General features: G+C 31.3%; 20 protein-coding genes. 9 read left to right on the forward strand and 11 right to left on the reverse strand.

All coding sequences use genetic code 11. The features are described from left to right. Positions 1-76 precede the first annotated feature (76 nt). The gene (locus GYM72_RS05015; protein ID WP_220263644.1) at positions 77-1258 is read right to left on the reverse strand and encodes a M14 family zinc carboxypeptidase; all 1182 of its coding nucleotides are present in this window, start codon (positions 1256-1258) and stop codon (positions 77-79) included. A gap of 311 nt (positions 1259-1569) precedes the next feature. On the opposite strand from GYM72_RS05015, the gene GYM72_RS05020 reads away from it, so the two are divergent. Beyond that, positions 1570-2079, forward strand: coding sequence for a helix-turn-helix domain-containing protein (locus tag GYM72_RS05020; protein ID WP_220263645.1), 510 nt, complete (start codon positions 1570-1572; stop codon positions 2077-2079). 84 nt (positions 2080-2163) lie between these two features. Here GYM72_RS05020 and rplS read toward each other — a convergent pair whose 3' ends face one another. From rplS to pheS, 6 genes are all read right to left on the reverse strand, one after another. Beyond that, positions 2164-2517, reverse strand: a complete 354-nt coding sequence (rplS, locus tag GYM72_RS05025) for a 50S ribosomal protein L19 (RefSeq protein WP_105297718.1) — start codon at positions 2515-2517, stop codon at positions 2164-2166. Positions 2518-2789: 272 nt separating this feature from the next. Continuing rightward, positions 2790-3881 (reverse strand): redox-regulated ATPase YchF, encoded by a 1092-nt coding sequence (gene ychF, locus GYM72_RS05030; protein WP_220263646.1) that lies wholly within the window; start codon positions 3879-3881, stop codon positions 2790-2792. 235 nt (positions 3882-4116) lie between these two features. Beyond that, on the reverse strand, positions 4117-4719 hold the full coding sequence (locus GYM72_RS05035; protein ID WP_220263647.1) for a thioredoxin family protein: 603 nt from the start codon (positions 4717-4719) through the stop codon (positions 4117-4119). Positions 4720-4950: 231 nt separating this feature from the next. After that, positions 4951-6012: a chorismate synthase gene (aroC, locus tag GYM72_RS05040; RefSeq protein ID WP_220263648.1), complete on the reverse strand. Its 1062-nt coding sequence runs from the start codon at positions 6010-6012 to the stop codon at positions 4951-4953. 109 nt (positions 6013-6121) lie between these two features. Beyond that, positions 6122-7858, reverse strand: a complete 1737-nt coding sequence (locus GYM72_RS05045) for a thiamine pyrophosphate-dependent enzyme (protein ID WP_220263649.1) — start codon at positions 7856-7858, stop codon at positions 6122-6124. A gap of 136 nt (positions 7859-7994) precedes the next feature. Continuing rightward, positions 7995-9011 carry a phenylalanine--tRNA ligase subunit alpha gene (gene pheS / locus GYM72_RS05050; protein ID WP_166003841.1) on the reverse strand — a complete coding sequence of 339 codons (1017 nt, stop codon included), beginning with the start codon at positions 9009-9011 and terminating at the stop codon, positions 7995-7997. Positions 9012-9752: 741 nt separating this feature from the next. Here pheS and GYM72_RS05055 point away from each other — a divergent pair. The 8 genes from GYM72_RS05055 to GYM72_RS05090 all read left to right on the forward strand — a co-directional run bounded on the left by GYM72_RS05055 (position 9753) and on the right by GYM72_RS05090 (position 20237). Then, on the forward strand, positions 9753-10760 hold the full coding sequence (locus tag GYM72_RS05055) for a peptidylprolyl isomerase (RefSeq protein WP_255571443.1): 1008 nt from the start codon (positions 9753-9755) through the stop codon (positions 10758-10760). 669 nt (positions 10761-11429) lie between these two features. Then, positions 11430-14198 carry a TonB-dependent receptor gene (locus tag GYM72_RS05060; protein WP_220263651.1) on the forward strand — a complete coding sequence of 923 codons (2769 nt, stop codon included), beginning with the start codon at positions 11430-11432 and terminating at the stop codon, positions 14196-14198. Positions 14199-14211: 13 nt separating this feature from the next. Next, positions 14212-14904, forward strand: a complete 693-nt coding sequence (locus GYM72_RS05065; protein WP_220233178.1) for a thioredoxin domain-containing protein — start codon at positions 14212-14214, stop codon at positions 14902-14904. Positions 14905-14914: 10 nt separating this feature from the next. After that, on the forward strand, positions 14915-16093 hold the full coding sequence (locus tag GYM72_RS05070; protein ID WP_220263652.1) for a carcinine hydrolase/isopenicillin-N N-acyltransferase family protein: 1179 nt from the start codon (positions 14915-14917) through the stop codon (positions 16091-16093). Positions 16094-16278: 185 nt separating this feature from the next. Beyond that, positions 16279-16866: a DUF4199 family protein gene (locus tag GYM72_RS05075; protein WP_220263653.1), complete on the forward strand. Its 588-nt coding sequence runs from the start codon at positions 16279-16281 to the stop codon at positions 16864-16866. After that, positions 16832-17794 carry a glycosyltransferase family 2 protein gene (locus tag GYM72_RS05080; RefSeq protein WP_160543233.1) on the forward strand — a complete coding sequence of 321 codons (963 nt, stop codon included), beginning with the start codon at positions 16832-16834 and terminating at the stop codon, positions 17792-17794. The genes GYM72_RS05075 and GYM72_RS05080 overlap by 35 nt, the downstream gene beginning before the upstream one ends. 1 nt (position 17795) lies before the next feature. After that, a complete protein-coding gene (locus GYM72_RS05085) occupies positions 17796-18506 on the forward strand; it encodes a GIN domain-containing protein (protein WP_220263654.1) in 711 nt (236 codons plus the stop codon). A 24-nt stretch (positions 18507-18530) separates the two neighbouring features. Continuing rightward, complete coding sequence (locus GYM72_RS05090) at positions 18531-20237, forward strand: phospho-sugar mutase (protein WP_220263655.1); 1707 nt, start codon at positions 18531-18533, stop codon at positions 20235-20237. 72 nt (positions 20238-20309) lie between these two features. Here the strand turns inward: GYM72_RS05090 and cysK are convergent, their stop codons facing one another. The 4 genes from cysK to GYM72_RS05110 form a co-directional block, all read right to left on the reverse strand. Continuing rightward, positions 20310-21224: a cysteine synthase A gene (gene cysK, locus GYM72_RS05095; protein WP_160565037.1), complete on the reverse strand. Its 915-nt coding sequence runs from the start codon at positions 21222-21224 to the stop codon at positions 20310-20312. A 37-nt stretch (positions 21225-21261) separates the two neighbouring features. Beyond that, positions 21262-22083 carry a serine O-acetyltransferase EpsC gene (gene epsC, locus GYM72_RS05100; RefSeq protein WP_160543229.1) on the reverse strand — a complete coding sequence of 274 codons (822 nt, stop codon included), beginning with the start codon at positions 22081-22083 and terminating at the stop codon, positions 21262-21264. 321 nt (positions 22084-22404) lie between these two features. Continuing rightward, a complete protein-coding gene (locus GYM72_RS05105; protein WP_105298147.1) occupies positions 22405-23181 on the reverse strand; it encodes a zinc ribbon domain-containing protein in 777 nt (258 codons plus the stop codon). Positions 23182-23488: 307 nt separating this feature from the next. Beyond that, the gene (locus tag GYM72_RS05110; RefSeq protein ID WP_220263656.1) at positions 23489-24589 is read right to left on the reverse strand and encodes a Nif3-like dinuclear metal center hexameric protein; all 1101 of its coding nucleotides are present in this window, start codon (positions 24587-24589) and stop codon (positions 23489-23491) included. Positions 24590-24695: the final 106 nt, after the last annotated feature.

Here is a 24695-nt window from a genome sequence, read left to right on the forward strand (position 1 = left end):
TATTTCAAGTATTAAACAATTTTTTCCGCTAATATTAATATAAATTATTATGTTTGAATATATTGATAAGTAACTTCTAAACAAATGTATCCAATTTTTTTCCATTTACAATAATCCACTCATCTAACTTAAAATCAGCCAAGATGCCTATTTTAGGAAACTGTATGGCAGAGTCCGCGAAAACGATACATCTTCCTTCTGCATCAATTTCTTCATGTCCATACATGAATGAAAGGTCTCCAATGTCTTCTATCTTGGCAATAAATGAAAGTTCATTTTCTCCCTTAGTAATCTTTTCTACATATTGTATACCAATATCAACTGTTTCTTTTTTATCTTCACGTATGCGTACATTTCTAAATATAATATCAAAAAATGATAAAGAATTATTAGGTATTTCATTATATAATTCATACCCCTTTTGCCATTCATCCTTAACAGAGGCATAATATAGAGCAGTAATCAACGATAATGTAAAATATCGTCTGGTTTTTTGACGATAATAATCTTTGGGAAAATGCCCGCCTTCAAACAGTATAGTAGGAATTCCTAATTTTTGAAAATTATCACCGACGGATCTTGGATAAAATTCATCGGTAAACCTCGATATCTTATTAGGTAGAAGTTTTGAAATTTCTTGATAAATATCAGCTATTAATCCCATCGATTTTTTTCGTGTTTCAGTCACCTTTCTATCAACCGATTCCGATGGCGATAAAAAAGCCAGGGTGGCCGGTTCTTTTTTTCCTTCTACACCGAATATAGTTCTTTGATCGTGTAGATTAAACGCTAAATCATATTTTTTTTCACTTGCAGTTTTTTTTAATACTTGCATTTCTATTGATGAAGCGGCTAAAAAATCCCGATTAATATCAATTCCTAAACGATTTCTTCGTGTCCAAATTTCAGCTCCATCCGGATTTAACATGAAAATAATATCGAGGGTAAACTTGCTGAGAATTTCATGTGAGCAATTATTTTCACTTTCAAAAAATTTAAGCAAATCTAGACAACTTAAGGTACCCGTTGTTTCGTTCCCGTGCATTTGGGTCCATAGTAATATATTTTTAGGTCCTTTTCCTAAAGTCAATTTATATATAGGTTTATTAAGTTCCGATCTTCCAATTTCTGTAAGTAAACTTTTATAATTATTCATTAAAAAATCGGAAAGCTCCGAAGGGTTTACATATCTATTTTTAAAATTTTCTTCGATACTTAAATTTTCATTTAAATCAAAGATTTTAAACTCTGCAGACATAATTATATTTTTTACAAAGATATTCAATTATACACAGTTTTCTTTATTTACATTTGTAATTTACATTTGTAAAACTATCTTCTTTCATAAATTGTTAGTTCTGATATTGTGTCATATAATTATGAATTATTTTATTTAATTTCTTATTAAAAAATATTTAATAATTTATTTACCAGTATTTTATATATATTTATTTAATGTTTTTATTAAAGTTAACTTTAAGTTATTTTTTGACAGAATCAATGGTATTTTTAGTAACTTTGTATTTATTACTCTATTTCACATATGTAAATAGTTAACATTTGTAAATCATGGAAATTGATAAAAGAATAGCTACACTCATAGAAATATTAGGTTTAACATCAGGAGAATTTGCAGATAAGATAAATGTCCAACGATCGAGCATTTCGCATATCACTTCTGCTCGAAATAAACCTTCATTAGATTTTTTAGAAAGAACTCTATCTGTTTTTCCTGAAATAAATTCTGAATGGCTTATTTTAGGAAAAGGAAAACCTTTGAAATCTCAATTGGAAAATAATAAAAAGGAAAGTTTAGATTTAGAAAATAAAACGCTTCAGGAACAACCATCCCCTACACTCTTTTCTTTAGATGAAATGGATCAAAAACAAAAAGATTCTTCACACTCTAATAATGATAATACTATTCAGGCACCTGAGAATCGCGTAAAAGAAAATTCTCAGACAGAAGATCAAATAATTAAAAATTCAATCCTGCAGAAAACGAAAAATAATAAGAAAAAAATAGAAAAAATCTTAATTATATACGAAGATCATACGTTTGAAGTATTCGAAAATTAATTTTAAAAAGGAAAGTAAAAACCAAAAAAAAGAGGAAAATTAAAATTTTCCTCTTTTATTTTAAAATAAATGCTAAAAGTAATATTATTTAACTCTAGCATCTTTAATTCTTGCTTTTTTACCGCGTAGATCTCTAAAATAGTAAATTCTTGCTCTACGTACTTTTCCTCTTCTGTTAACTTCAATATTTTGAAGCGCAGGCATATTAATAGGAAAAACTCTTTCAACCCCTACATCACCGCTCATTTTTCTGATAGTGAATGTTTTGGTTGCTCCGGTTCCTTTAACCTGAATAACTACCCCTTTAAAATACTGGGTTCTTGTTTTATTACCTTCTTTAATTTCGTAATAAACAGTTAGGGTATCCCCGGCTCCAAATTTTGGAAATTCTTTTTTTGCGATGTACTTATCCTGTACGTACTTAATTAATGGTTCCATTTAAAAAATATAACAGTTATAAAATTGAATAACATTCACGTCTTTCGTCAGAGGTTAATCAATTGGGTGCAAAATTAATAATTCTTATTTAATTGTACAAATACTATACGTAAATTTAAAATTCTTTTAAATACTAAAAAGTTTTATAACAAATAGCTGAATAATTTTATAATGTATTCAAATATGTGTTTCTTTATTTATAATCTATGCTAAATAAAGGAGACGTGTTTTAAAAATATAGTTTAAAACTAAATGATTGATATTAAAATAGCTTAAACATTAAATCGGAAATGAATAATATCTCCATCGTTAACGATATATTCTTTACCTTCAACCGATAATTTTCCGGCTTCTTTAACTTTAGCTTCCGATCCGTAAGTTACAAAATCTTGATAGGAAATAACTTCAGCTCTAATAAATCCTTTTTCAAAATCAGAATGTATTACTCCGGCAGCTTGAGGAGCTGTCCATCCTTTTTCAATTGTCCAAGCTCTAACTTCTTTAACTCCGGCAGTAAAATAAGTTTGTAAAGTTAAGAGTTTGTATGCTTGGCGAATCAAGCGATTTACTCCCGGTTCTTCTAAATTTAATTCTTCTAAAAATATTTTACGCTCTTCATAGGTTTCCAATTCAGAAATGTCTGCCTCAATTTGAGCCGCTAATACGATCACTTCCGCCTTTTCGTTTTTTACCTTTTCTTTTACCTTTTCAACAAATTCATTGCCCTCTTTTGCTGATTTTTCATCTACATTACACACATACATGATAGGTTTAAAGGTCAAGAGTTGTAATTCTGCAATAATCGGCTCTGAAATCGAATCTGTTTCGAATTCTCGTGCATTTTTACCTTCTTCAATAAAAGCTCTCAACTTTTCCAACACAGACACAATTTGCTGCTCTTCTTTATTTCCTGCTTTAGCTGCTCTTTTGGATTTATCCAATTTTTTTTCAATGGTTTCCAAATCTTTAAGTTGCAGCTCAATATCAATAATTTCTTTATCTCTAACCGGATCTATAGTTCCTTCAACATGGGTAATATTATCATTTTGAAAACAACGCAACACATGGATTATTGCATGGGTCTCTCTGATATTAGCTAAAAATTGATTTCCCAAACCTTCTCCTTTACTGGCTCCTTTAACTAAACCGGCAATATCTACTATTTCCACTACGGCAGGCACTACCCTTTCCGGCACTACTAATTCTTCAAGTTTATTTAACCTTAAATCAGGCACAGAAACTGTACCTACATTCGGTTCGATGGTACAGAACGGATAATTAGCCGATTGTGCTTTTGCATTAGATAAACAATTAAATAAAGTAGATTTCCCTACATTGGGTAGACCAACAATTCCACATTTCATACTCGAAAAATTTGTGACAAATATATAAAATTATAATTTAGCCTATGAACTAGCTATATAAATCAAAATATGTGTATACGAAAAAACTAGTATCCCTCTAAAACATTGAAGCAATGAGTATTTTTAATATTTACAAGGATAGCATTAGACAAGAACTTTTGCCAAATTAAAAAAATAAAGATTTATAATAACTAATGTAAAGAATACTATAGATTTTCGAAAAAATTAAATATTTTTACTGTAAAATCTTTTCCAACAATTCTTCCGAAATGGTACGTCCCTTATCCTTGTTATAGAATCCTTGAATATCTTTTGCAAAATCATCATGGGTATAATTTTCAGGATCTGTTTTATATTTTTTTAGGAAAGGAGCACAAGGTTTAGGACGAGGCCCCCAATGAGCAATTTCTGCGGAAGTTTCCGCATCAATAAAAATTACAATGGGAATTGCCTTTCCTCCATTAGTGAGATATTGATTAATCAATAATTCATCTTGATCTCTAAAAAAAATTCTCATGTCCAGCCTCTCGGATGATTCGCAAATTTTATTGACTACCGGCACTATTTGCGCTGCATCTCCACACCATCCTTCGGATATGACTAATATATGAATTTTACGACTAATTTTCTTCAAGCCCGAACTCACTGATTCATCCAATACGAGCGTTTTATCATTCCTATGGATTCGGCTCAAATTTAAACGTGTGTATTCAGCAAGTTTTATAATATCTTCATTTTTAGAAAGTAAACCTTCTTTTGCTTGAATCTCTATAATATCTTTATATTCAGCGTAAGACACTCCTTTGTCCCAATAGTTTTCTAATTTTATTGAATCCATCGTATATTTATTAGCTGTTACCATTTTATAGTTTGGTAATCTTTATTAATTATAAAAATTACATGTTTTCAAATACATAATTTTATATGTTCTTTATTTAACCGATAAATCGAAAATATAGTTATGTATATTCTTGGTTAGTTAAACGAAAGATATCTTCAAATAGTATTTCAACCGGTAAAGGATAGTTATTGCCAATAGTATTTAAAGGTTTATTTTAAAGATAAAAAATTAAATTTTTCTAACTTTATTCATCAACCAAAAGTCAGCCAAAATAAAAGCTGCAATAGCTTCTACAATAGGAACTGCCCTGGGAACTACACAAGGATCATGTCTTCCCTTCCCTTTAATTGAACATACATTTCCGTTTTCATTTATCGTTTGTTGCTCTTTCATAATGGTAGCAACCGGCTTAAAGGCAACTTTAAAAATAATATCCATACCATTGGATATTCCCCCTTGTATACCTCCCGAATTATTCGTCAGTGTTTTTCCTCCTTGAGTAAAAATATCGTTGTGTTCGGAACCTTTTAACCGAGTACCTGCAAAGCCGCTGCCAATTTCAAAACCTTTAGCTGCATTTATACTCATCATTCCTTGAGCCAATCTGGCAGATAATTTATCAAAAATCGGTTCGCCTAAACCCATTGGAACATTTTTAATCATACAGGTTATGACTCCGCCAATAGTATCTCCATCCTTTTTAATTTCAGCTATTTTCTGAATCATTTGTTCAGCAGTTTCCCAATCAGGACATCGGACTATATTAGATTCCGTTTGGCTTAAATCCAGTTCATGTATATTCTTTTTCAAAGTAATTTCACCTACTGAAGAAACAAATGCATGAATAGATATTGAGGATAGTAATTGTTTAGCTAAAGCTCCGGCAACAACCCAGTTAGCTGTTTCCCTTGCTGAGGTTCTTCCTCCGCCTCGATGGTCTCTGATTCCATATTTTTGAAAATAAGTGAAGTCTGCATGTGAAGGTCTGAAAATACCGGTATTATGATCGTAATCATTGGATTTTTGATTGGTATTTTTAATAACAAATCCAATCGCTTGTCCTGTTGTTTTTCCTTCAAAAATGCCGGAAAGAAATTCTACCTTATCGTCTTCTTTTCGTTGAGTTACAATTTTCGATTGTCCGGGTTTTCTGCGATCCAATTCTTTTTGTATTTCATCAAAATTAACGGATAATCCAGCTGGAAAACCATCAATTACGCCTCCCAGTGCCGGTCCATGACTTTCACCAAAGGTAGTAAGCTTAATAAATTTACCGAATTCGTTGAACATATGCTTACAAATGTAAGAAATAAAGTAAATGTATACCTAGCGTTAATTATAAAAACAGAAAATCTAAATTAGATTTTCTGTTTCATTAAGATATTCGGTTGCTTATCCTTTAAATTAAGGATTTTATATGTTTAATATTGCTTTGAATTGTGTCAACCACTTCTTTAATATTTCCTCCAAGCATCATTTTAGTCATGGAAGTTGTCATACCTTTAATTTGGCTCCATTCAATTTTAGGCGGTAAAGCAAGTGAATTGGGATCGGTCATTACATTAACTAAAACCGGACCTTCTGTTGAAAATGCTTCTTTTACAGCTCCTTCAACCTCTTCAGGCTTATTGACATTTATTCCTTTAAAGCCCATAGCCATTGCTATCATGGCAAAATCAGGATTTACCATATCGGTTTCATTGTCAGGGATACCATCCACTTCCATTTCAAGTTTTACCATTCCTAACGATCGATTATTAAACACAAATAATTTGACAGGCAATTTATATTGATATATAGTGGCTAAATCCCCTAAAAGCATTGAAATACCACCATCTCCGCAAAAAGCTATAATTTGTCTGTCAGGATGAGATAAGGATGCTCCTATGGACATCGGCATGGCATTGGCCATCGTACCGTGACTGAAAGAACCTAACATTTTTCTTTCTCCTGTGGCATGAATATATCGCGCCCCCCATACACAGCACATACCGGTATCTACGGTAAATATGGCATCTTTAGCTGCTAGATTATTGATAACTGAGGCTACATATTCGGGATGAATTAAATTTTCTTTTCCCGGATCTTTAACATATACATCTAAATCTTCTTTAACTTTATCGTATTTTTTCAGCTGTTTTTTAAGAAAAGAATCATCTTGTTTATCTTCAATCAAAGGCAATAATACAGATAAAGTATCTTCAATTTTTCCGCACAATCCCATATCTACTTTAGCTCTTCTGCCTAAACGGTCTGCCCTTTCGTCAATCTGAATTATTTTTTTATTGGAAGGCATAAAATTCGCATACGGAAAATCTGTACCCAAAAGTAGTACTACATCCGCTTCGTGCATACTTTGGAATGCAGAAGGCAACCCTAATAATCCGGTCATGCCCACTTCATAAGGATTATCATATTGTATACCCATTTTACCTCTAAAAGAATATCCTACAGGAGCTTTCAATTTACCTGCAAGTTTTACCAAGTCTTTGTGAGCTTTCGAAGCACCGATACCGCAATAAATGGTAACTTTATCATGTTCATTAAGAACATCTGCCAACTCTTGTAGTTCTTTATCGGATGGTCTTAAAATAGGTTCGTTTTGATAAACTTTTAAAGAACTCAAAATATCTTCCGCCGGTTTTGATTCTAAATCACCGGGTAACCCGAAAACGGCTACGCCTTTTTTAGATATAGCATTTTGAATTGCTCTTTGTAACATTCTAGGGGCTTGTTCCGGTAATGTTGCAATTTGGTTGTATACACTGCAATCATCAAATAGTTTGGTTATATTAGTTTCTTGAAAATAATCTGTACCAAATTCTCTTGTTCCACACGTGGAGGCAATAGCGATAACAGGTACATTTGCCCTGTTTGCTTCATACAATCCATTAATTAAATGTACATGCCCGGGTCCGGAACTACCGGCACAACAAGCAATGCCTTCCAATTCAGCTTCGGCTGCGGCAGCAAAGGCTCCGGCTTCTTCATTCCTAACATGGATCCATTGTATTTTTCCGTTTTTTTTAATGGCCCTGTTAAGCTCATTTAAACTATCGCCTGTTACAGCATAAATCCTTTTTATACCGGCATCAACTAGTATTTCAACTAATTGATCTGCTACTTTTTTTTCCATAATAATTTTTAAATTTATAAAGTATATTTAGATACTGAATGCTCAAAATTTGTTCCAGGTAAATATACTTTATTAATAAATTTAAAAATTATTATTTATATGATACATCTACAAATAGTTATAAATTTAGCTTAATTTAAAATTCATATTTAAATTGCTGTAGCATTCGTATATCATTTTCAGTAAACATTCGAATGTCGCCAATTTGGTACATCAGCATGACAATTCTTTCGATACCCATACCAAAGGCAAAACCGCTGTATTTTTCAGGATTTATATTAACATTTTTTAGAACATTAGGATCAACCATTCCGCATCCTAGAATTTCCAACCAACCCGTTCCTTTAGTGATGCGATAATCGGTTTCAGTTTCCAATCCCCAATATACATCTACTTCTGCACTGGGTTCTGTAAAGGGAAAATATGAAGGTCTCATTCGAATTTCGGATTTACCGAATAATTCTGAAGTAAAATATTGTAAGGTTTGTTTTAAATCTGCAAAGGATACGTCCGTATCAATATATAACCCCTCTATTTGGTGGAACATGCAATGAGATCGAGACGATATATCTTCATTCCTGTAAACTCGTCCGGGAGACAATATACGAATAGGCGGCTCATTTTGCTCCATATATCGTATTTGTACAGAAGAAGTGTGAGTTCTCAATACCCTATCCGGATTTTTCTCGATAAAAAAAGTATCTTGCATATCTCTTGCAGGATGATACTCAGACATATTTAAGGCGGTGAAGTTATGCCAATCATCTTCAATTTCAGGGCCATCAGCTACTGAAAAACCTATTTTTTTAAATATGTTTATGATCTTATGCTTAACAATGTTAATGGGATGTCTGCTTCCTAAATTCAAGGCTAGTCCCGGACGGGTTAAATCTTCTTGCAAACCGACATTTGCAGACTCGCCGACATTCTCTTTTAACGTATTTATTTTTTGAGCAACCGATTGTTTTAAATTATTGATCAATTGTCCAAATTCTTTTTTATTTTCATTAGGTACTTCTTTAAATTTTTGAAACAGATCGTTCAAAATTCCTTTTTTACCTAAATACTTAATTCTAAACTGTTCAACATCCTCAGTTTTTTGAGAAGTAAAAGATTCTACTTCTTCTAAATATTTTTTGATAGTATTAATCATTAGTTATCTTTAATATTTTCTATTTTATAAAGATTTTTATCTTCTTGCAAAAATAATAAAACAAAAATACTATTATTAATTTAAATAAAAGATATCATAAATAATTTTAGATCAATTAAACAGAAAGTAAATTCAATAAAAAAAGCCTCCTTTTACAGAGGCCAAGGTTTTTAAAGAAATAAAAACTAAATAAACATTAAAATAATGCCTTTTTTAATATAAACTATTTTAGTGTGTTTGTAATCATTGTACTAATAAACAAACACCATACCATTTATCTGGTTTTATCCTATTTTATTATTTTTAATTTTTAAAAATTATTTAATTAAAATATCAATTACATTAATATTAATAATAATTTATAACAATAAAGCAATTTTATATTATTATATTTCTATTTTCATATAGCAAAATGTTTATTTTTCTAAACAATTTGTTTTTTTACAGTCAATGACTACATAGAAATTTATCTTATCTATATTGTTTTTCTATAACTTTATGTGTTTAATTGATTGAAAAAAAATATCATATAAAATAAAATTTGTTAATATAGCCGTTTATATAAATAAATAATATATTGAATTCGTGCATATGGCTGAAGAATTACCGTTCTTATCAACTTTAAAATATAAGATACTAATTAATTTAGTAAATTTGAATTTTCTAAATAACAGTATACGTAAGATACATAAAATCGTACTATATTGTTTATTAATACTAACCTTTATAAATTGCAAAACATTGGAAATAGACAAACAAACGTATGACGGGCTGCAAAGCGGTTTATATGCAAATATTAAAACCAATAAAGGAGATATGTTGGTTAAATTTTTTGATCATGAATCTCCGGTAACTGTCGCTAACTTTATAGGATTGGCAGAAGGTAAAATTCCTAATGATGCCAAAAAAACGGGGGAACCTTTCTATGACGGTATTATATTTCACAGAGTCATTAAAGATTTTATGATTCAAACCGGAGATCCTCAGGGAACAGGAATGGGAGGTCCGGGATACAGATTTGAAGACGAGAAAAATGATTTAAAGCATACCGGAATAGGAATTTTATCAATGGCTAATTCCGGTCCTAATACCAACGGAAGCCAGTTTTTTATAACAGAAGTCCCTACCCCGTGGTTGGATGGACGACATACTATTTTCGGAGAAGTTATTAAAGGTTTAGAAACCGTTAACGTTATTGCTAGAGTTAAAACGGGAGCTCAAGATAAACCGATTGATCCTGTAATTATGGAAAAAGTTTCTATAATTACCAAAGGGGACGAGTATAAAAATTATGATGCTGCACAATTTTTTAAAGACAATAAAGATTTAATTTCCGAAAGAAATAAAAAATATCTGGAAGAAAAACAAAAACAGATTGCAGCCAAGTTGGATGAATTAAAAGCTGATATGACTGAAACGCCTAGTGGATTATTTTATAAAATTAATGAAAAAGGCTCAGGAGCAAAAGCAAAATCGGGTGATACTGTTTCCGTTCATTATGAAGGATCTTTAGCTAATGGAAGTGTATTTGATTCTTCTTTTGCAAGAAATGAACCTATTGAATTTCCTTTGGGCAAAGGAATGGTAATTAAAGGTTGGGAAGAAGGTATTTCATTATTAAATGAAGGTGATAAAGCTACCTTTTTAATTCCACCTTCTTTAGGTTATGGGGCTCAAGGTGCCGGTGGTGGAGTTATTCCTCCGAATGCTTGGCTTATTTTCAAAGTTGAACTTGTGAAAGCTAAATAAAAAAATCTTTTTTTATAAATCAATCCGGTTAGTTCGTAACCGGATTTTTTATTTAAATAAAGTATTCTTTTTTTTTCCTAATTCTTTATGTATTCACAAAATCTGATTCTAAAAAATTCTTCCTTTAGTTATTGAAACCTGGTAAGGATTAAATATTTCTTCCTAAGTATCACAACCATTACCTTTAAGTAATTAAAAAAATAGTATATAAAAAATCGTTACCACAGATTTTATAGATCAGATACTTTTATTACTCTCTCAAATTATTAATAATGCGAAACCGTAAACATTCGTTTATTTTAAAAATTTCGTATCATCAGATATAAAAAAAGAATATAAAATTTTCAAGTCCTTTATTATACTCATTTTTTCAGGAAGGATATCATGTTTAAATAAAAGAATAAAATTATTTAAATATTTATTATTACCATAAATACATACTATAATTATATTTTTTACAAATATTTAAAATTAAATTATTTAAATAAATAATTTAATTTTAAATAGATATATAACACTGATTATCAGTTATATATATTAATAATAATAAAATAATATAAAATTTTAATTATAAAGGTATAATAATATAAAATAAATTTTTTACATTTGACATTATTCCTACCTGTTAAGTAGGAAATATTTTTAGTGTAGTAATTATTTTAATTTTTCATGAAAAAAAAATTAACTAGTAAGACTTTGGTAGCGGTTATTAGTATCTTTTATTCGTTTCTATCTGCGCAAACCCTTGTTAAAGGAACGGTACAAAATGATAAAAAAGAAAAAATAAAAGGAGCACAAATTAATGTGGAAGAAATAGGCATGGAAACATCAACCGATGCTCATGGAAAGTATGAAATCACCCTTCCAAATGGTAAATATAAATTTATTATTACCACGCCCGATCATGATGAAATTTCGGAAATAATACCTATCAATAATGAAAAACAAAAAATTGTAGATTTTACCATAAAAACATTTACGATTGAGAATGTTGTGGTAACGGGTACACGCTCTAAACCTAGAACTTTATTGGAATCCCCCACTCCGGTAGATATTATTGATGTTAAAAAAATAGCAGAAAACGGAGCACAAGTCAGTGTCAATCAAATATTAAATTATGTAGCACCTTCATTTACCTCTACCACTCAATCGTTAGGAGGCGGAACGGATATGACAGATCCCATATCTTTACGAGGTTTAACTCCGGATCAGGTATTAGTTTTAGTAAACGGCAAACGTAGATATAATTCTGCCTTATTAAATGTCAACGGAACTTTTGGTAAGGGTACAGTCGGTACTGATTTAAATTCAATTCCCGTTTCATCAATTGATCGAATCGAAATATTGAGAGACGCAGCTGCTGCTCAATACGGGAGTGATGCCGTAGCGGGAGTGATTAACATTATCTTAAAAACTTCCATTAATAAATTTAGTGCAACAATTACAGGCGGAGAATATATAAGTAAAAATAGCGCTCAAGGTAAAACTTCCAAAGATGGAGAAGCTGTACAGATAGGTTTAAATTATGGTATTCCATTAAGTGAAAAAGGAGGATATATCAACTTTTCGGCAACATTCGACCGAAGAAACCCGACAAACAGAGGCGGAATGTATCAAGGTAGCATTTATAAAGAGTATACTTCGGGTGTTCCTGTAGATAAAACCGATGAATTTTTGGAAACTACACATACCAATCGTCGCGATTATAGTTTAATTATCGGCCAATCTAAAGCATTAAACGGGCAAGTTGCTTATAATGCTTCTTTACCCTTAAATACTCAAACGGAAGTGTATTCATTTGGAATTTTCGGATATAGAAACAGCACAGCTTCTCAATTTTACAGATATCCAAATTCAGAAAATAATGTACCATCCATATATCCCTTAGGTTTTAGACCTCAAGCAGAAGTAAGTATTTATGACAAATCAGCCACTCTCGGGGTAAAAGGAATGTTCATAGGTTGGAAAATGGAAGTCAGCAATACTTTCGGGCAAAATACATTTACTAATAAAGCGAAAAATACGTTAAATGCTTCTTTAGGCGAACTGTCTCCAACCTCCTTCCGTGGGGGAAAACTACAATTTACACAAAACGTGGTCAATGTAGATATGTCAAAAAAATTTAATTGGCTTTCCGACGTAGGAATTGCATGGGGAGGTGAATACAGATATGAAAGATACCAAATTATTGCCGGCGAAGAAGCTTCTTATGCCAATTATGCTATGGGCAGAGAAATAGTCAATCCCGATGGCAGTATTTCCCTCGTACCTGATATTAATGGCACTATACCTATGAAGTTTGGACCGGACGGTAAAACACCGATACCGGGCGGAGCACAAGGAAATGCAGGATTTTCTCCGCAAAATGCAACGGACTCTCAAAGAAACTCTTTGGCCGCTTATACAGATGTTGAAATCAATTTTAACCAATCTTTCCTGGTGGACTTGGCCGGAAGATATGAATATTACAATGATTTCGGATCGACCGTTAACGGTAAAATAGCTCTTCGTTACAAAATTTCCAATTCTTTTAATTTCAGAGGTTCGGGAAGTACCGGATTTCGTGCTCCGTCCTTACAACAACGTTACTATTCCAGTACGGGGACTTCATATGTCAACGGAAATATGTATGAGGTAGGAACTTTTACGAATGACAGTAAAGTAGCTCAACTTCTGGGTATACCCAAGCTCAAACCGGAAAAATCCAGGAGTTTGAGTGCGGGACTTTCGGCTAAAGTTGGAAGATTCCATTTCAGCCTTGACGGATATTTTACTCGAATTAATGATAAAATTGTATATACCGATTTGTTTAGCGGAGATCCCAACGGTTCCTCTTCAGAAAAAGAAATCTATCAAATATTGCAACAAGCAGGAGCTCAAAAAGCTCGATTTTTTGCCAATGCTGTTGACACGGAAACTAAAGGTATAGATGCTGTCCTCTCCTATAATACTCTTTTAGGAAATGGAAAACTGTTTATAGATTTAGCCGGAACGATCTCCTATACACAACAAGTGGGTTCGATTCATACTTCCCGTTTATTAAAAGATAAAAAAGATATATATTTCAGCAACTCCAGTAAAGTGTATTTAGAAAATGTAATTCCTAATCAAAAATTTAACATCTCACTTACTTACGCTATCCAAAAATGGAACTTATTTTTACGAAATAATTATTTTGGAGGCGTAACGGAACCTTCTAATATACTTTCAAATCAACAATACTATAATCCAAGATGGATTACGGATGCTTCTATAGCCTATAAATTAACTGATTTTTTAAAACTTACCGTAGGAGCAAATAATTTGTTTAATTGCTACCCCGAAAAAGTAGCCAAAAAAGCCAATAGTAATCAAGGACAATTCGTTTATTCTCGATATGTCAGTCAATTTGGTTTTAATGGTCGTTATATTTTTACTCGATTAAATTTTAATCTATAATTATAATAAAACCATGAAAAAAATTATTTTAACCATTAACTTACTTTTCGGATGGTATATATCCGCACAAGTGAATTCGGTTTTAGAGCCCAAAGATTTTTTACAAAAATTAAAAAATTCAAATAGTATATTGATTGATGTCCGCACACCTGAAGAATTCGAAACCGGACATATCAAAAATGCTATCGACTTAGATTACAGAAATGCTTCTTTTAGTGATAAAATTCGTAAGCTGGACCCTTCTAAAACATACATGATCTATTGTAGATCAGGAAAACGTTCCGCTTCAACGGTTGACTCTCTAAAAAACTTAGGGTTTACTCATCTATACGACCTTAAAGGGGGAATCAATGCTTGGAAAACTGAAAATCTACCGGTGGTAGGTGAAGCCGAAGACAAAATATCTAAAGAAGAATTTAAAAAAATGATTTCTTCCGATCGCATAGTTTTAATTGATTTTTATGCTCCGTGGTGCGGACCTTGTTTGAAAATGGAACCTATGTTTAAAAATTTAGCTGAAAAATATAAAAACAAAGTGAAAATTATCAAAATTAACAGCGATGAAAATAAAAATCTAGCTAAACCCTATATTAAAGATGGTTTTCCAAAATTAATAGCTTATAAAAACCAAAAAACGCAATGGGAAAAAGTAGGATTGATCGATGAAGAAGATCTTATACAAAGTATTGAAAAATTAATAAATTAAAATCTTACCTATGAAAGAATATTTTCTTATAACTATTTTAATTTTTTCAATGGCAATTGGATCCGGCTGTACTACTGCCGTGATATCCGGTAAAGCCACTCCTGACGGAAGACCTTTATTATATAAAAACAGGGACACGACCACCCTACATAGTCGAATGGTTTATTCCAATCGTGGAAAATATTCTTTTATAGGAATGACTAACCCCGAGGATAAAGACAATAAAAATATACTGAACGGACATAATAGTGCCGGATTTGCCATCATGAATTCTGACAGCTATAACCTCAATTATCCTGAATTAAAAGAGGATCAAAGACAAGATGGAGAAATAATGAGACTTGCACTGGAAACTTGTTCCACTCTTGAAGACTTTGAAAACTTACTTTCCCATCTTCCAAAGCCTTTGCGCTTAAGTTCCAATTTCGGAGTTATTGACGCACACGGTGGTGCTGCATATTATGAAACAGGAAATCAGGGATTTGTTAAATACGACGCTAATAATCCTGATGTGGCACCGTTTGGATATCTGATACGTACGAATTATTCTTTTTCAGGCAAACCTGAAGATGGTAAAGGATATAGTAGATTCCTTCGCGCACAGGAATTGTTATATTCGGCCTCTCTTACTAATTCTCTTACTCCGAAATACTTTTTACAAAATGTTTCCAGATCCTTAGTTCATGGTTTGACCAAAGTTGACTTGACCAAATATCCTGAGCAATTTTCAGCTTTCAGAGATTTTATACCTCGTTATTATACTGCATCCGTGGTAGTTATTCAAGGAGTTAAACCTAACGAAACGCCTTTACTTACTACTGCCTGGACTATTTTAGGTTCTTCGCTGGGCTCTGTTAGCATTCCTTTATGGTTAAATTCCAATCAAATATTTCCCAAAGTTTTAACTGCTGATTCAAACAATTCGACACCAATGGATGAATGGGCCACAACAATAAAAAAGAAATTATTTCCCATACAAAAAGGAGAAGGATCTGATTATATTTATGTTCCTACTTTAGTATCGGTTTATCCTAAACTTATATCGATTGAAAATGAAATATTGGAACAATCGGGCGTGCTTCTTAATGAATGGAGAAATGAGGGTAAAATTAATACTAAAGAATTAATTAATTTTTACTCTTGGATTGATAAATACATCCATGATAAATATTATCCGTTAACACGATAAAAACCACTTTTTTTCAATCCGGCTAATTATTTTTTATTACACCTGTTTAAATTTTAAAAAATTTCATTGAAAAGTTTCTGCAGGTGTATATTTTTTATTCTTTAGAATCTAATCGATTTATAAGCATAAATAAAGGATATTTTTTCGATTATGGCAAAAAACGTTAAATTTGCTTTCATATCGATATGAAAAATAAACCTACGCATTACGGATTATTATTGGCAGCAATTACTCTTATTTTATTTTTTGCTGTATATTTTTATTTTATAGGATTTAATTATTATATAATTAGTATTCAGGTAAATTTTTTTGTTCTTCCTGCTCTTTATACGTTAGCATCGATACTATTGCTATATAAACTGACTAATTATGAAAAACTTTCTTTTCTAACGTGTTTACAATATTCATTTACGACGATGTTTATAGGAGGTACTCTTTCCTTCCTTTTTATAACTTTATTTTTCAATTATATAGATCAAGATGCGCAACAACTTTTGCAAAATCAAGGATTAAATAAAATGTTGGAAAATCTTACTTCCGAATATGCATCCATTGAACACCCAACAGAAGAAATTACGTTAAAATATAAGGAATACGTAAACAATATTCAAACAAGAATAACAGAAAAGGAATCTTTTTTCACGTTTAAAAATTCCTGCATTATTTTAAGTGTGCTATACTTTTTTTACTTTATAATATCCGTACTTTTGTCAATATTTTTTAGAACCAGAAAACCTAATGCAACTATCTATAGTCATTCCCCTGCTCAATGAAGCAGAATCATTGCAAGAATTATTGAATCGCATACAAGCCGTATGTGAAAAAGAAAACTATACTTATGAAATCATTTTCGTAGATGATGGAAGCACCGACTTATCCTGGAAAATCATTTCAGAATTCAGCCAACAATATGCGGAAGTAAAAGGTATTAAATTTGCTAAAAATTACGGAAAATCTCAAGCTTTAAATGCTGCTTTTAAAGTAGTGAAAGGAGAAGTAATCATAACTATGGATGCCGATTTACAAGATTTTCCCGAAGAAATTCCTGCACTTAGGAAAATGATTGTTGAAGATGGTTTTGACCTGGTTTCCGGTTGGAAGAAGAAAAGATACGACAATGTTCTAACAAAAAATCTTCCTTCTAAATTATTTAATAAAGCCGCTCAAATAACTTCAGGGGTCAAATTGCATGATTTTAATAATGGTTTAAAAGCTTATAGAAATGAAGTAGCTAAAGCCATCGACGTACACGGCGATATGCATCGTTACATACCTGTATTGGCGAAAAATGAGGGATTTACTAAAATAACTGAAAAGGAAGTACCTCATCAAGCGCGACTATATGGAAAATCAAAATTTGGTGCCAATCGATTCGTACGCGGATTTTTAGATTTAATTACCGTTTGGTTTATGTCCACCTTTGGAACAAGACCTATGCATTTTTTTGGTTTTATTGGTACTTTAATGTTTATTATCGGTTTTATATCCTCCGCTTGGATAGGCATCAATAAATTAATAAAAGTATGGAAAAAAATTCCTGCTCAACTGGTTACTAATGATCCTTTGTTTTACATAGCTTTAACTATGATGATTTTAGGTACTTTGTTATTTATTGCCGGATTTTTAGGAGAATTAATCGTACAATTAAAACGAGGAAAAAAAGATGATTATACGGTTTCACAATATCTAAATATTAATTAACATGAAAAAATTAGTACATTATAGCATTTTATGTTTACTATCTATCGTTTTACTTTCTTGTTCTCATTCAATTAAAGGAGAAGGAGAAGTAACCACCAAGGAACTTAAAATTAGTCCTGTAAAAGAAATTTTAGCCAATGGCTCCTATAGATTGATCTATTTATATGACAGCAATAATCCGAGAATTGTAATAGAATCTTATAAGAACTTGATCGATAACTTAAAAATTGATGATTCCAACGGAAAATTAACTATCTCTGAAATTGATAACGTTAAAGATCCTGATCTCTATAATGTATATGTTTACAATCCTCAGATCGAAACATTTGACATTCATGATCTTGTTAATGTTGACATAAACTCTCAATTACGAGTTTCAAAATTATCCATTAATTTAAATGATGTTTCTAAACTTATAGCCAACACAGTGATTACCGATGAATTAAATGTAAATGTGAGCGATGTTTCCAAGATAAATTTAAAAGGAACTAGTAATACATTACATTTAACTGCCAGTGATACAAGTGACTTTACTGCGCCGTTTTTAGAAGTATCTGAAGCAAATGTTGAGCTTTCCGATGTTGCCACTGCAGAAATAAATGTAAAAAGCAAATTGGTTGGAAGAATATCCGACAATACGAAAATAACAGTAATTGGTAATCCCGCTAAGAACATTCAACAAAAAGATCTCGCGGTTATCAATTTTAAATAATTATAAAATTAACATTATTATTATATGAATTCATTAGAAATTGCAAAAACATGGTTACAACCTCCTTTTGATGAAGAAACTCAAAAGGCTGTACAAAACTTAATTAATTCTAATCCAAAAGAATTGGATGATGCTTTTTATAAAAACCTCGAATTTGGAACGGGAGGAATGCGTGGAATTATGGGTATAGGTACAAATCGGTTGAATAAATATACCTATGGTCAAGCAACCCAAGGTTTGGCTAACTACCTGCATCAGCAATTTCCTGATAAAAAAATTACAGTAGCCATAGCTTTTGACGTGAGACATAACAGCGACACGTTTGCTAAATTGGTAGCTGATGTTCTTACTGCCAATGGTATATATGTTTACTTATATAAAGAATTTCGTCCCACACCGGAACTGTCCTTCACCGTACGTAATTTAAAATGCGATGCAGGGATTGTATTGACAGCTTCTCATAATCCACCGGAATATAACGGTTATAAAGTATATTGGAATGATGGAGCTCAAATTGTTCCTCCTCATGATTCTGCTATTATAAAAGAAGTTCGTTCGGTTGATTTTGCTGACATAAAATTTGACGGTGATGATTCCAAAATTACCTATTTAGGGGAAGAAGAAGATAAAAAATTTATCCATGCCGCGGTTGAAAATACTTCCTATTTAATAGGTAAAAAAGACTTAAAAATTGTTTATACTTCCTTACACGGAACTTCCATAAAAATATTGCCTGATGCTTTGGCCGAAGCAGGTTTTGAAAATGTATTTATTGTACCGGAACAAAAAAATCCCGATGGAGAATTTCCTACTGTAAAATCCCCAAATCCGGAAGAACCGGAAGCTTTATCGTTAGCTTTAAAATATGCCGAAGAACAAAATGCTGATATCGTATTCGGTACCGACCCCGATGCAGACCGTTTAGGAGTAGCCGTACGCGGTTTAGACGGTAAATTAGTACTTTTAAACGGTAATCAAACCAACACGGTTATTACTGATTATATTTTAGGAAAATGGAAAAAAAACGGTAAAATAGACGGTAAACAATTTATCGGTTCAACTATTGTTACTTCTGACATATTTTTTCCTTTAGCTAAATATTATGGTGTAGAATGTAAAGTAGGTTTAACCGGTTTTAAATGGATTGCCGATTTGATTAGAAAAGCTGAAGGTAAAGAAAAATTTATTTGCGGCGGTGAGGAAAGTTTCGGTTTTATGCCAAGTGATTATGTTCGTGATAAAGATTCCATTTCATCAATTTTAGTTGCTTGTGAAGCAGCTCAGGAAGCTAAAAATGAAGGTAAAACTTTATTTGATAAATTGATTGAAATATACACCAAAGTAGGATACTATTATGAAGAATTGGTTTCAATCGTTAAAAAAGGTAAAGATGGAGCAGAACAAATCGCTAAAATGATGGAAGAATTTAGAAGTAATCCTCCTAAAGAATTAGTAGGTGAAAAAATTGTTAAACTAGATGATTACCAATCTTCCACTTCTTTAAATTTGATTTCTGGTGAAAAAACACCAATTGATATTCCAAAATCAAATGTATTAATATTCTACACAGATAAAGGAACAAAATTAGCTTGTAGACCTTCAGGAACTGAACCGAAAATTAAATTCTATTTCTCCGTGCAAGATACGTTATCTTCTAAAGATGAATTTGAAAGCAAATTGAGCCATGCTCAAAATAAAATTCAAAAGATCAAAGAGTTTTTAGAAAAATAAAAAATTTAAATAAAAATTCCGATAAGTATTTATCGGAATTTTTTTTGCTTTTATATTTTTGATTGATATGTTTTAAAATAAACCTTCTACAGAAAAATATCTTTCTCCGGTATCGTAATTGAATGTTAAAATTTTAGCATTTGAAGGAAGATTCAATTCTTGTATTTTTTTAGCAACAGCAGCCAAAGAAGCTCCGGTGGATATACCACCTAAAATTCCTTCTTTTTTAGCTAAAAGCTTTGCATAATTAAATGCTTCATCTTTTGTAATTTGTATGGAACCGTCAAGAATTTTTGTATCTAAAGTTTCCGGTATAAATCCTGCACCAATTCCTTGAATTGCATGAGGTCCGGGATTTCCTCCTGCAATAACAGGAGATTCAGTAGGTTCTACTGCAAAGATTTTTACAGAAGGAAATTTTTGTTTTAATACTTCGCCTACTCCGGTTATATGTCCTCCTGTTCCCACTCCGGTAATTAGAACATCTATTCCATCCGGAAAATCCTGAACAATTTCTTTAGCGGTTGTTTGTGCATGTATTTTAGGATTGGCTTGATTTTTAAATTGCTGAGGAACAAATGAATTTGGTGTATTTTTTTGTAACTCTTCCGCTTTTTCAATAGCTCCTTTCATTCCTTTTTCTCTGGGAGTCAATACCAATTCAGCTCCATAAGCGGCTGCAAGTCTTCTGCGTTCAATTGACATGGATTCCGGCATAACTAATATAACCTTATACCCTTTAACCGTTCCCACCCATGCTAATCCCACTCCTGTATTTCCCGAAGTCGGTTCTATAATGGTTCCACCGGGTTTAAGAATTCCTCTTTTTTCAGCATCTTCTATCATTGCTAAAGCAATTCTGTCCTTGATACTCCCTCCGGGGTTTTGTTTTTCTAGTTTAATGTATACTTCATGATCGGGAAATATTTTGGGTAATCTCACATGGGGAGTATTTCCTATGGCTTCTAAAATACTATTTATTTTCATGACGATTTGCTTTTAAATTTTATGGTTATTATAAGTTTTAAATTACGTAATTAATAGGTTCTTTGAAATCCTTCACGGTTTTAATTTTCATTTCTGAAGAATAATACACCAATGTGTAAGGAAGTATGGATTTTGTTATCCATACATTACCTCCAATAATTGAATCATGACCTATAACTGTATCTCCCCCTAAAATGGTAGCTCCTGCATAAATCACTACATTATCTTCAACGGTAGGATGTCTTTTAACTTTAGACAGATTCTTGGTTACATACAAAGCTCCTAAAGTTACTCCCTGATATATTTTAACGTTGTTTCCGATAATGGTTGTTTCTCCAATGACTGTTCCCGTACCATGATCTAAAAAAAAACTCTCTCCTATTTGAGCTCCGGGATGGATATCTATACCTACTTTAGCATGTGCATATTCAGAAAAGATACGAGGTATTATAGGAACCTCCAATCTATGAAATTCATGAGCAATACGATATGCTGCCAACGCAAAAAAACCGGGATATGCTAATACGACTTCTTCCAATGAATCTGCTGCCGGATCATTCTTATAAAAGGCATTTGCATCCTTATATAGTGCTTCCTGAATCGAAGGAATTTTATCAAAAAAAGTATTTACTATTGATTCTGCGGCCTTAGTATTAATAATTTTGGAAATATTTTCCAATAAGATATTATAAACGGATGTAAGCTCTTGCTCTATTTTACGTCGATTTTTTCTCTCACAGACCGGAAACATTTTGGAAAATAGTATTTTTACTACCTGCTCTAATTCTTTTTTATTTATAGGCAAACAGATTGGATGAAGTTCTAATCGATCAATAAGTTCATTTATTTTCTTTTTCATGACTATTTTTGGATTATAGTTGATTTATGAAAGAGAACCTTAAATAAATCTTTGCTATCCTATTATTGCGATAAACAAATCTATAAAAATATTTTAAAACCTATTTTATTTTTTTTATAATATTTAATTATTGTCAAATAGTAGACCAATATATTTTATAAATAAAATATAAAATAAGAATTAATGTTTAAATATTTATTATTTTATGTTTAAATATTATTTTCTTTACATTTTAATCTCTTTCAATTAAAACTTTATCTAAAATAAAAAAAGGCCTATTTCAATTGAAATAGGCCTTTTTATTTAAAAGATATTAGTATCTTATTTTAATAAATCTTTCATTTTTTGTTGTTCTTCTCCTGCTAAATATTCATCTACAAGAATCTTTCCGCTGTGTTCATCCAAAATAATTTTTTTTCTGGAAGCAATTTCAACTTGTTTTTGAGGAGGAACGGTAAAGAATGATCCTACCACAGCACCACGATCAATGCTGGTTATAGCTAAACCATTTTTAGAACTTTTTCTAATACGACGATAGCTATTTAATAATCTTTCATCAATTTTAGAAGCAAATTCTTCCGATTTTTCCAATAAGAAATTTTCTTCTTTTTCAGTTTCTTTTATCAAATTGGACAATTCGGAATTTTTAAATTTAAGATGTTCTTGGAAATTAGATAATTTGGTACGTTGTTCTTCTATCTGAGTTTTTTTAAACTCAATTTTAGCATTAATTTCTTTTATTTTTTTATTTTGTAATTGAATTTCCAATTCTTGATACTCAATTTCTTTTGTTAATGCTTCAAATTCACGATTGTTACGTACATTATCTTGCTGTACTTTATATTTTTTTATTTGAGCTTCTGAATTTTTATTTAATTCATTTTTTACTTTAATCTCATTATTCAGATGAACTACTTCATCTTCCATTTTCCCTATTCGTTTCTCCAATCCAGCTATATCGTTTTCTAAATCTTCCACTTCAATAGGTAATTCTCCTCTTAAGTTTCTCAATTCATCCAGGCGGGAATCTATGATTTGTAAATCATATAATGCTCTCAACTTTTCTTCAACAGTAGTATTATCTGCTTTTTTCTTTATCATAGGGTTGATTATAATTATTTTTTGGAATTTATGTTTATATCTTATTAAAGTTTACAAAGTTACTAAATTTTATAATATGTTTCAATAGCATGAGGTATTTGCTTAACGAACATTCATTGGTTAGTTAAATTATTAATTTATTATTTAATATAGTTACTTTATATTAAAAATATGCTTAAGGAAAAATAATAATCTTTTAACTTCTATTATTTACAGTATAGTTGATTAATCCTGTAATACCATATTTTATGATTGATCTAAATTAATTGTCACAATTTTATAAAAAAGGAGTTATAAAATTTGACTATTTAAAGTAATAGTTTATCGGATTTGTATTTATTTCAGAGAGTAAAATATCGATATTATTTAATTTTTCACGTAAATAATTATGCAATAAATTTTTAGTGAACTGCTCGCTTTCATAATGTCCGATATCTGCCAGAAGAATTTTTCCTTCTGCTTGGAAAAATTCATGATATTTTATATCTGCCGTCACAAAAACATCTGCTCCGGCATTTAACGCATTTTTTATTGCAAAGCTACCTGCTCCCCCTAGAACTGCTACCTTTTTGACTTGTTTATTTTTTAAATTGGTATGGCGAATACATGAGGTAGGCAAATTTTCTTTAAGAAATGATAAGAATTGTTCTTGAGATAATGAGGTTTCCAATTCTCCTATTCTACCCATACCTAATTCTTGATTTACATTATCTAAAGTGAAAATTTCATAAGCAATTTCTTCGTAAGGATGAGATCTTCGTAATGCTTCTAAAACGGTTGCTTGTTTAAAATCCTCAAATATTACACTAATCAATACCTCTTGTACTTCTTCAATTACGTTTTTTTTGCCAATAAAAGGATTAGAATTTTCTGTTGGTAAAAATGTGCCAGTTCCTTCAACTCTAAAACTGCAATTTTTATAATTCCCTACTTCTCCTGCCCCGGCTTTAAATAATGCATGTTGTACTTGGGTAAAATGCGTCAAAGGAACAAATGTTTGCAGCTTTTTAATGCTTTTAATTTTAGGAATTAACGGTTTACTGTTTTTAATATGCAAACGCTTACATATTTCATAATTAACACCTTCTTTAGCTATATCTAAATTCGTATGAATGGCATAGATTGCTATATCATTTTTGATGGCTTTAATAACTGCTTTTTCAACGTAATTTTTACCGGTAATTGATTTCATACCCGAAAAAATTATGGGATGAAAGGTAACAATCATATTGCAATTTTTTTGAATTGCTTCGTCTACTACTTCATCTAAACAATCCAGGGTTATTAAAATGCTTGATATTTCAGCTTGAAGGTCTCCAACTAATAAACCAACATTATCAAAGTTTTCTGCATTGGACTCAGGCGCCAGTTGTTTTAAAAGTTCTGCAACATCTGCTACTTTCATATTTTAAATAATTTTTCTTATCAAAGATAAGATAAGAAATAAAATAAGCCAAGAATTTAAGCAATAAAAAAACTGTCAGTTAAACTGACAGTTTTTTGTATTGTAT

Source organism: Apibacter sp. ESL0404 (genome assembly GCF_019469245.1).
GTDB lineage: Bacteria > Bacteroidota > Bacteroidia > Flavobacteriales > Weeksellaceae > Apibacter.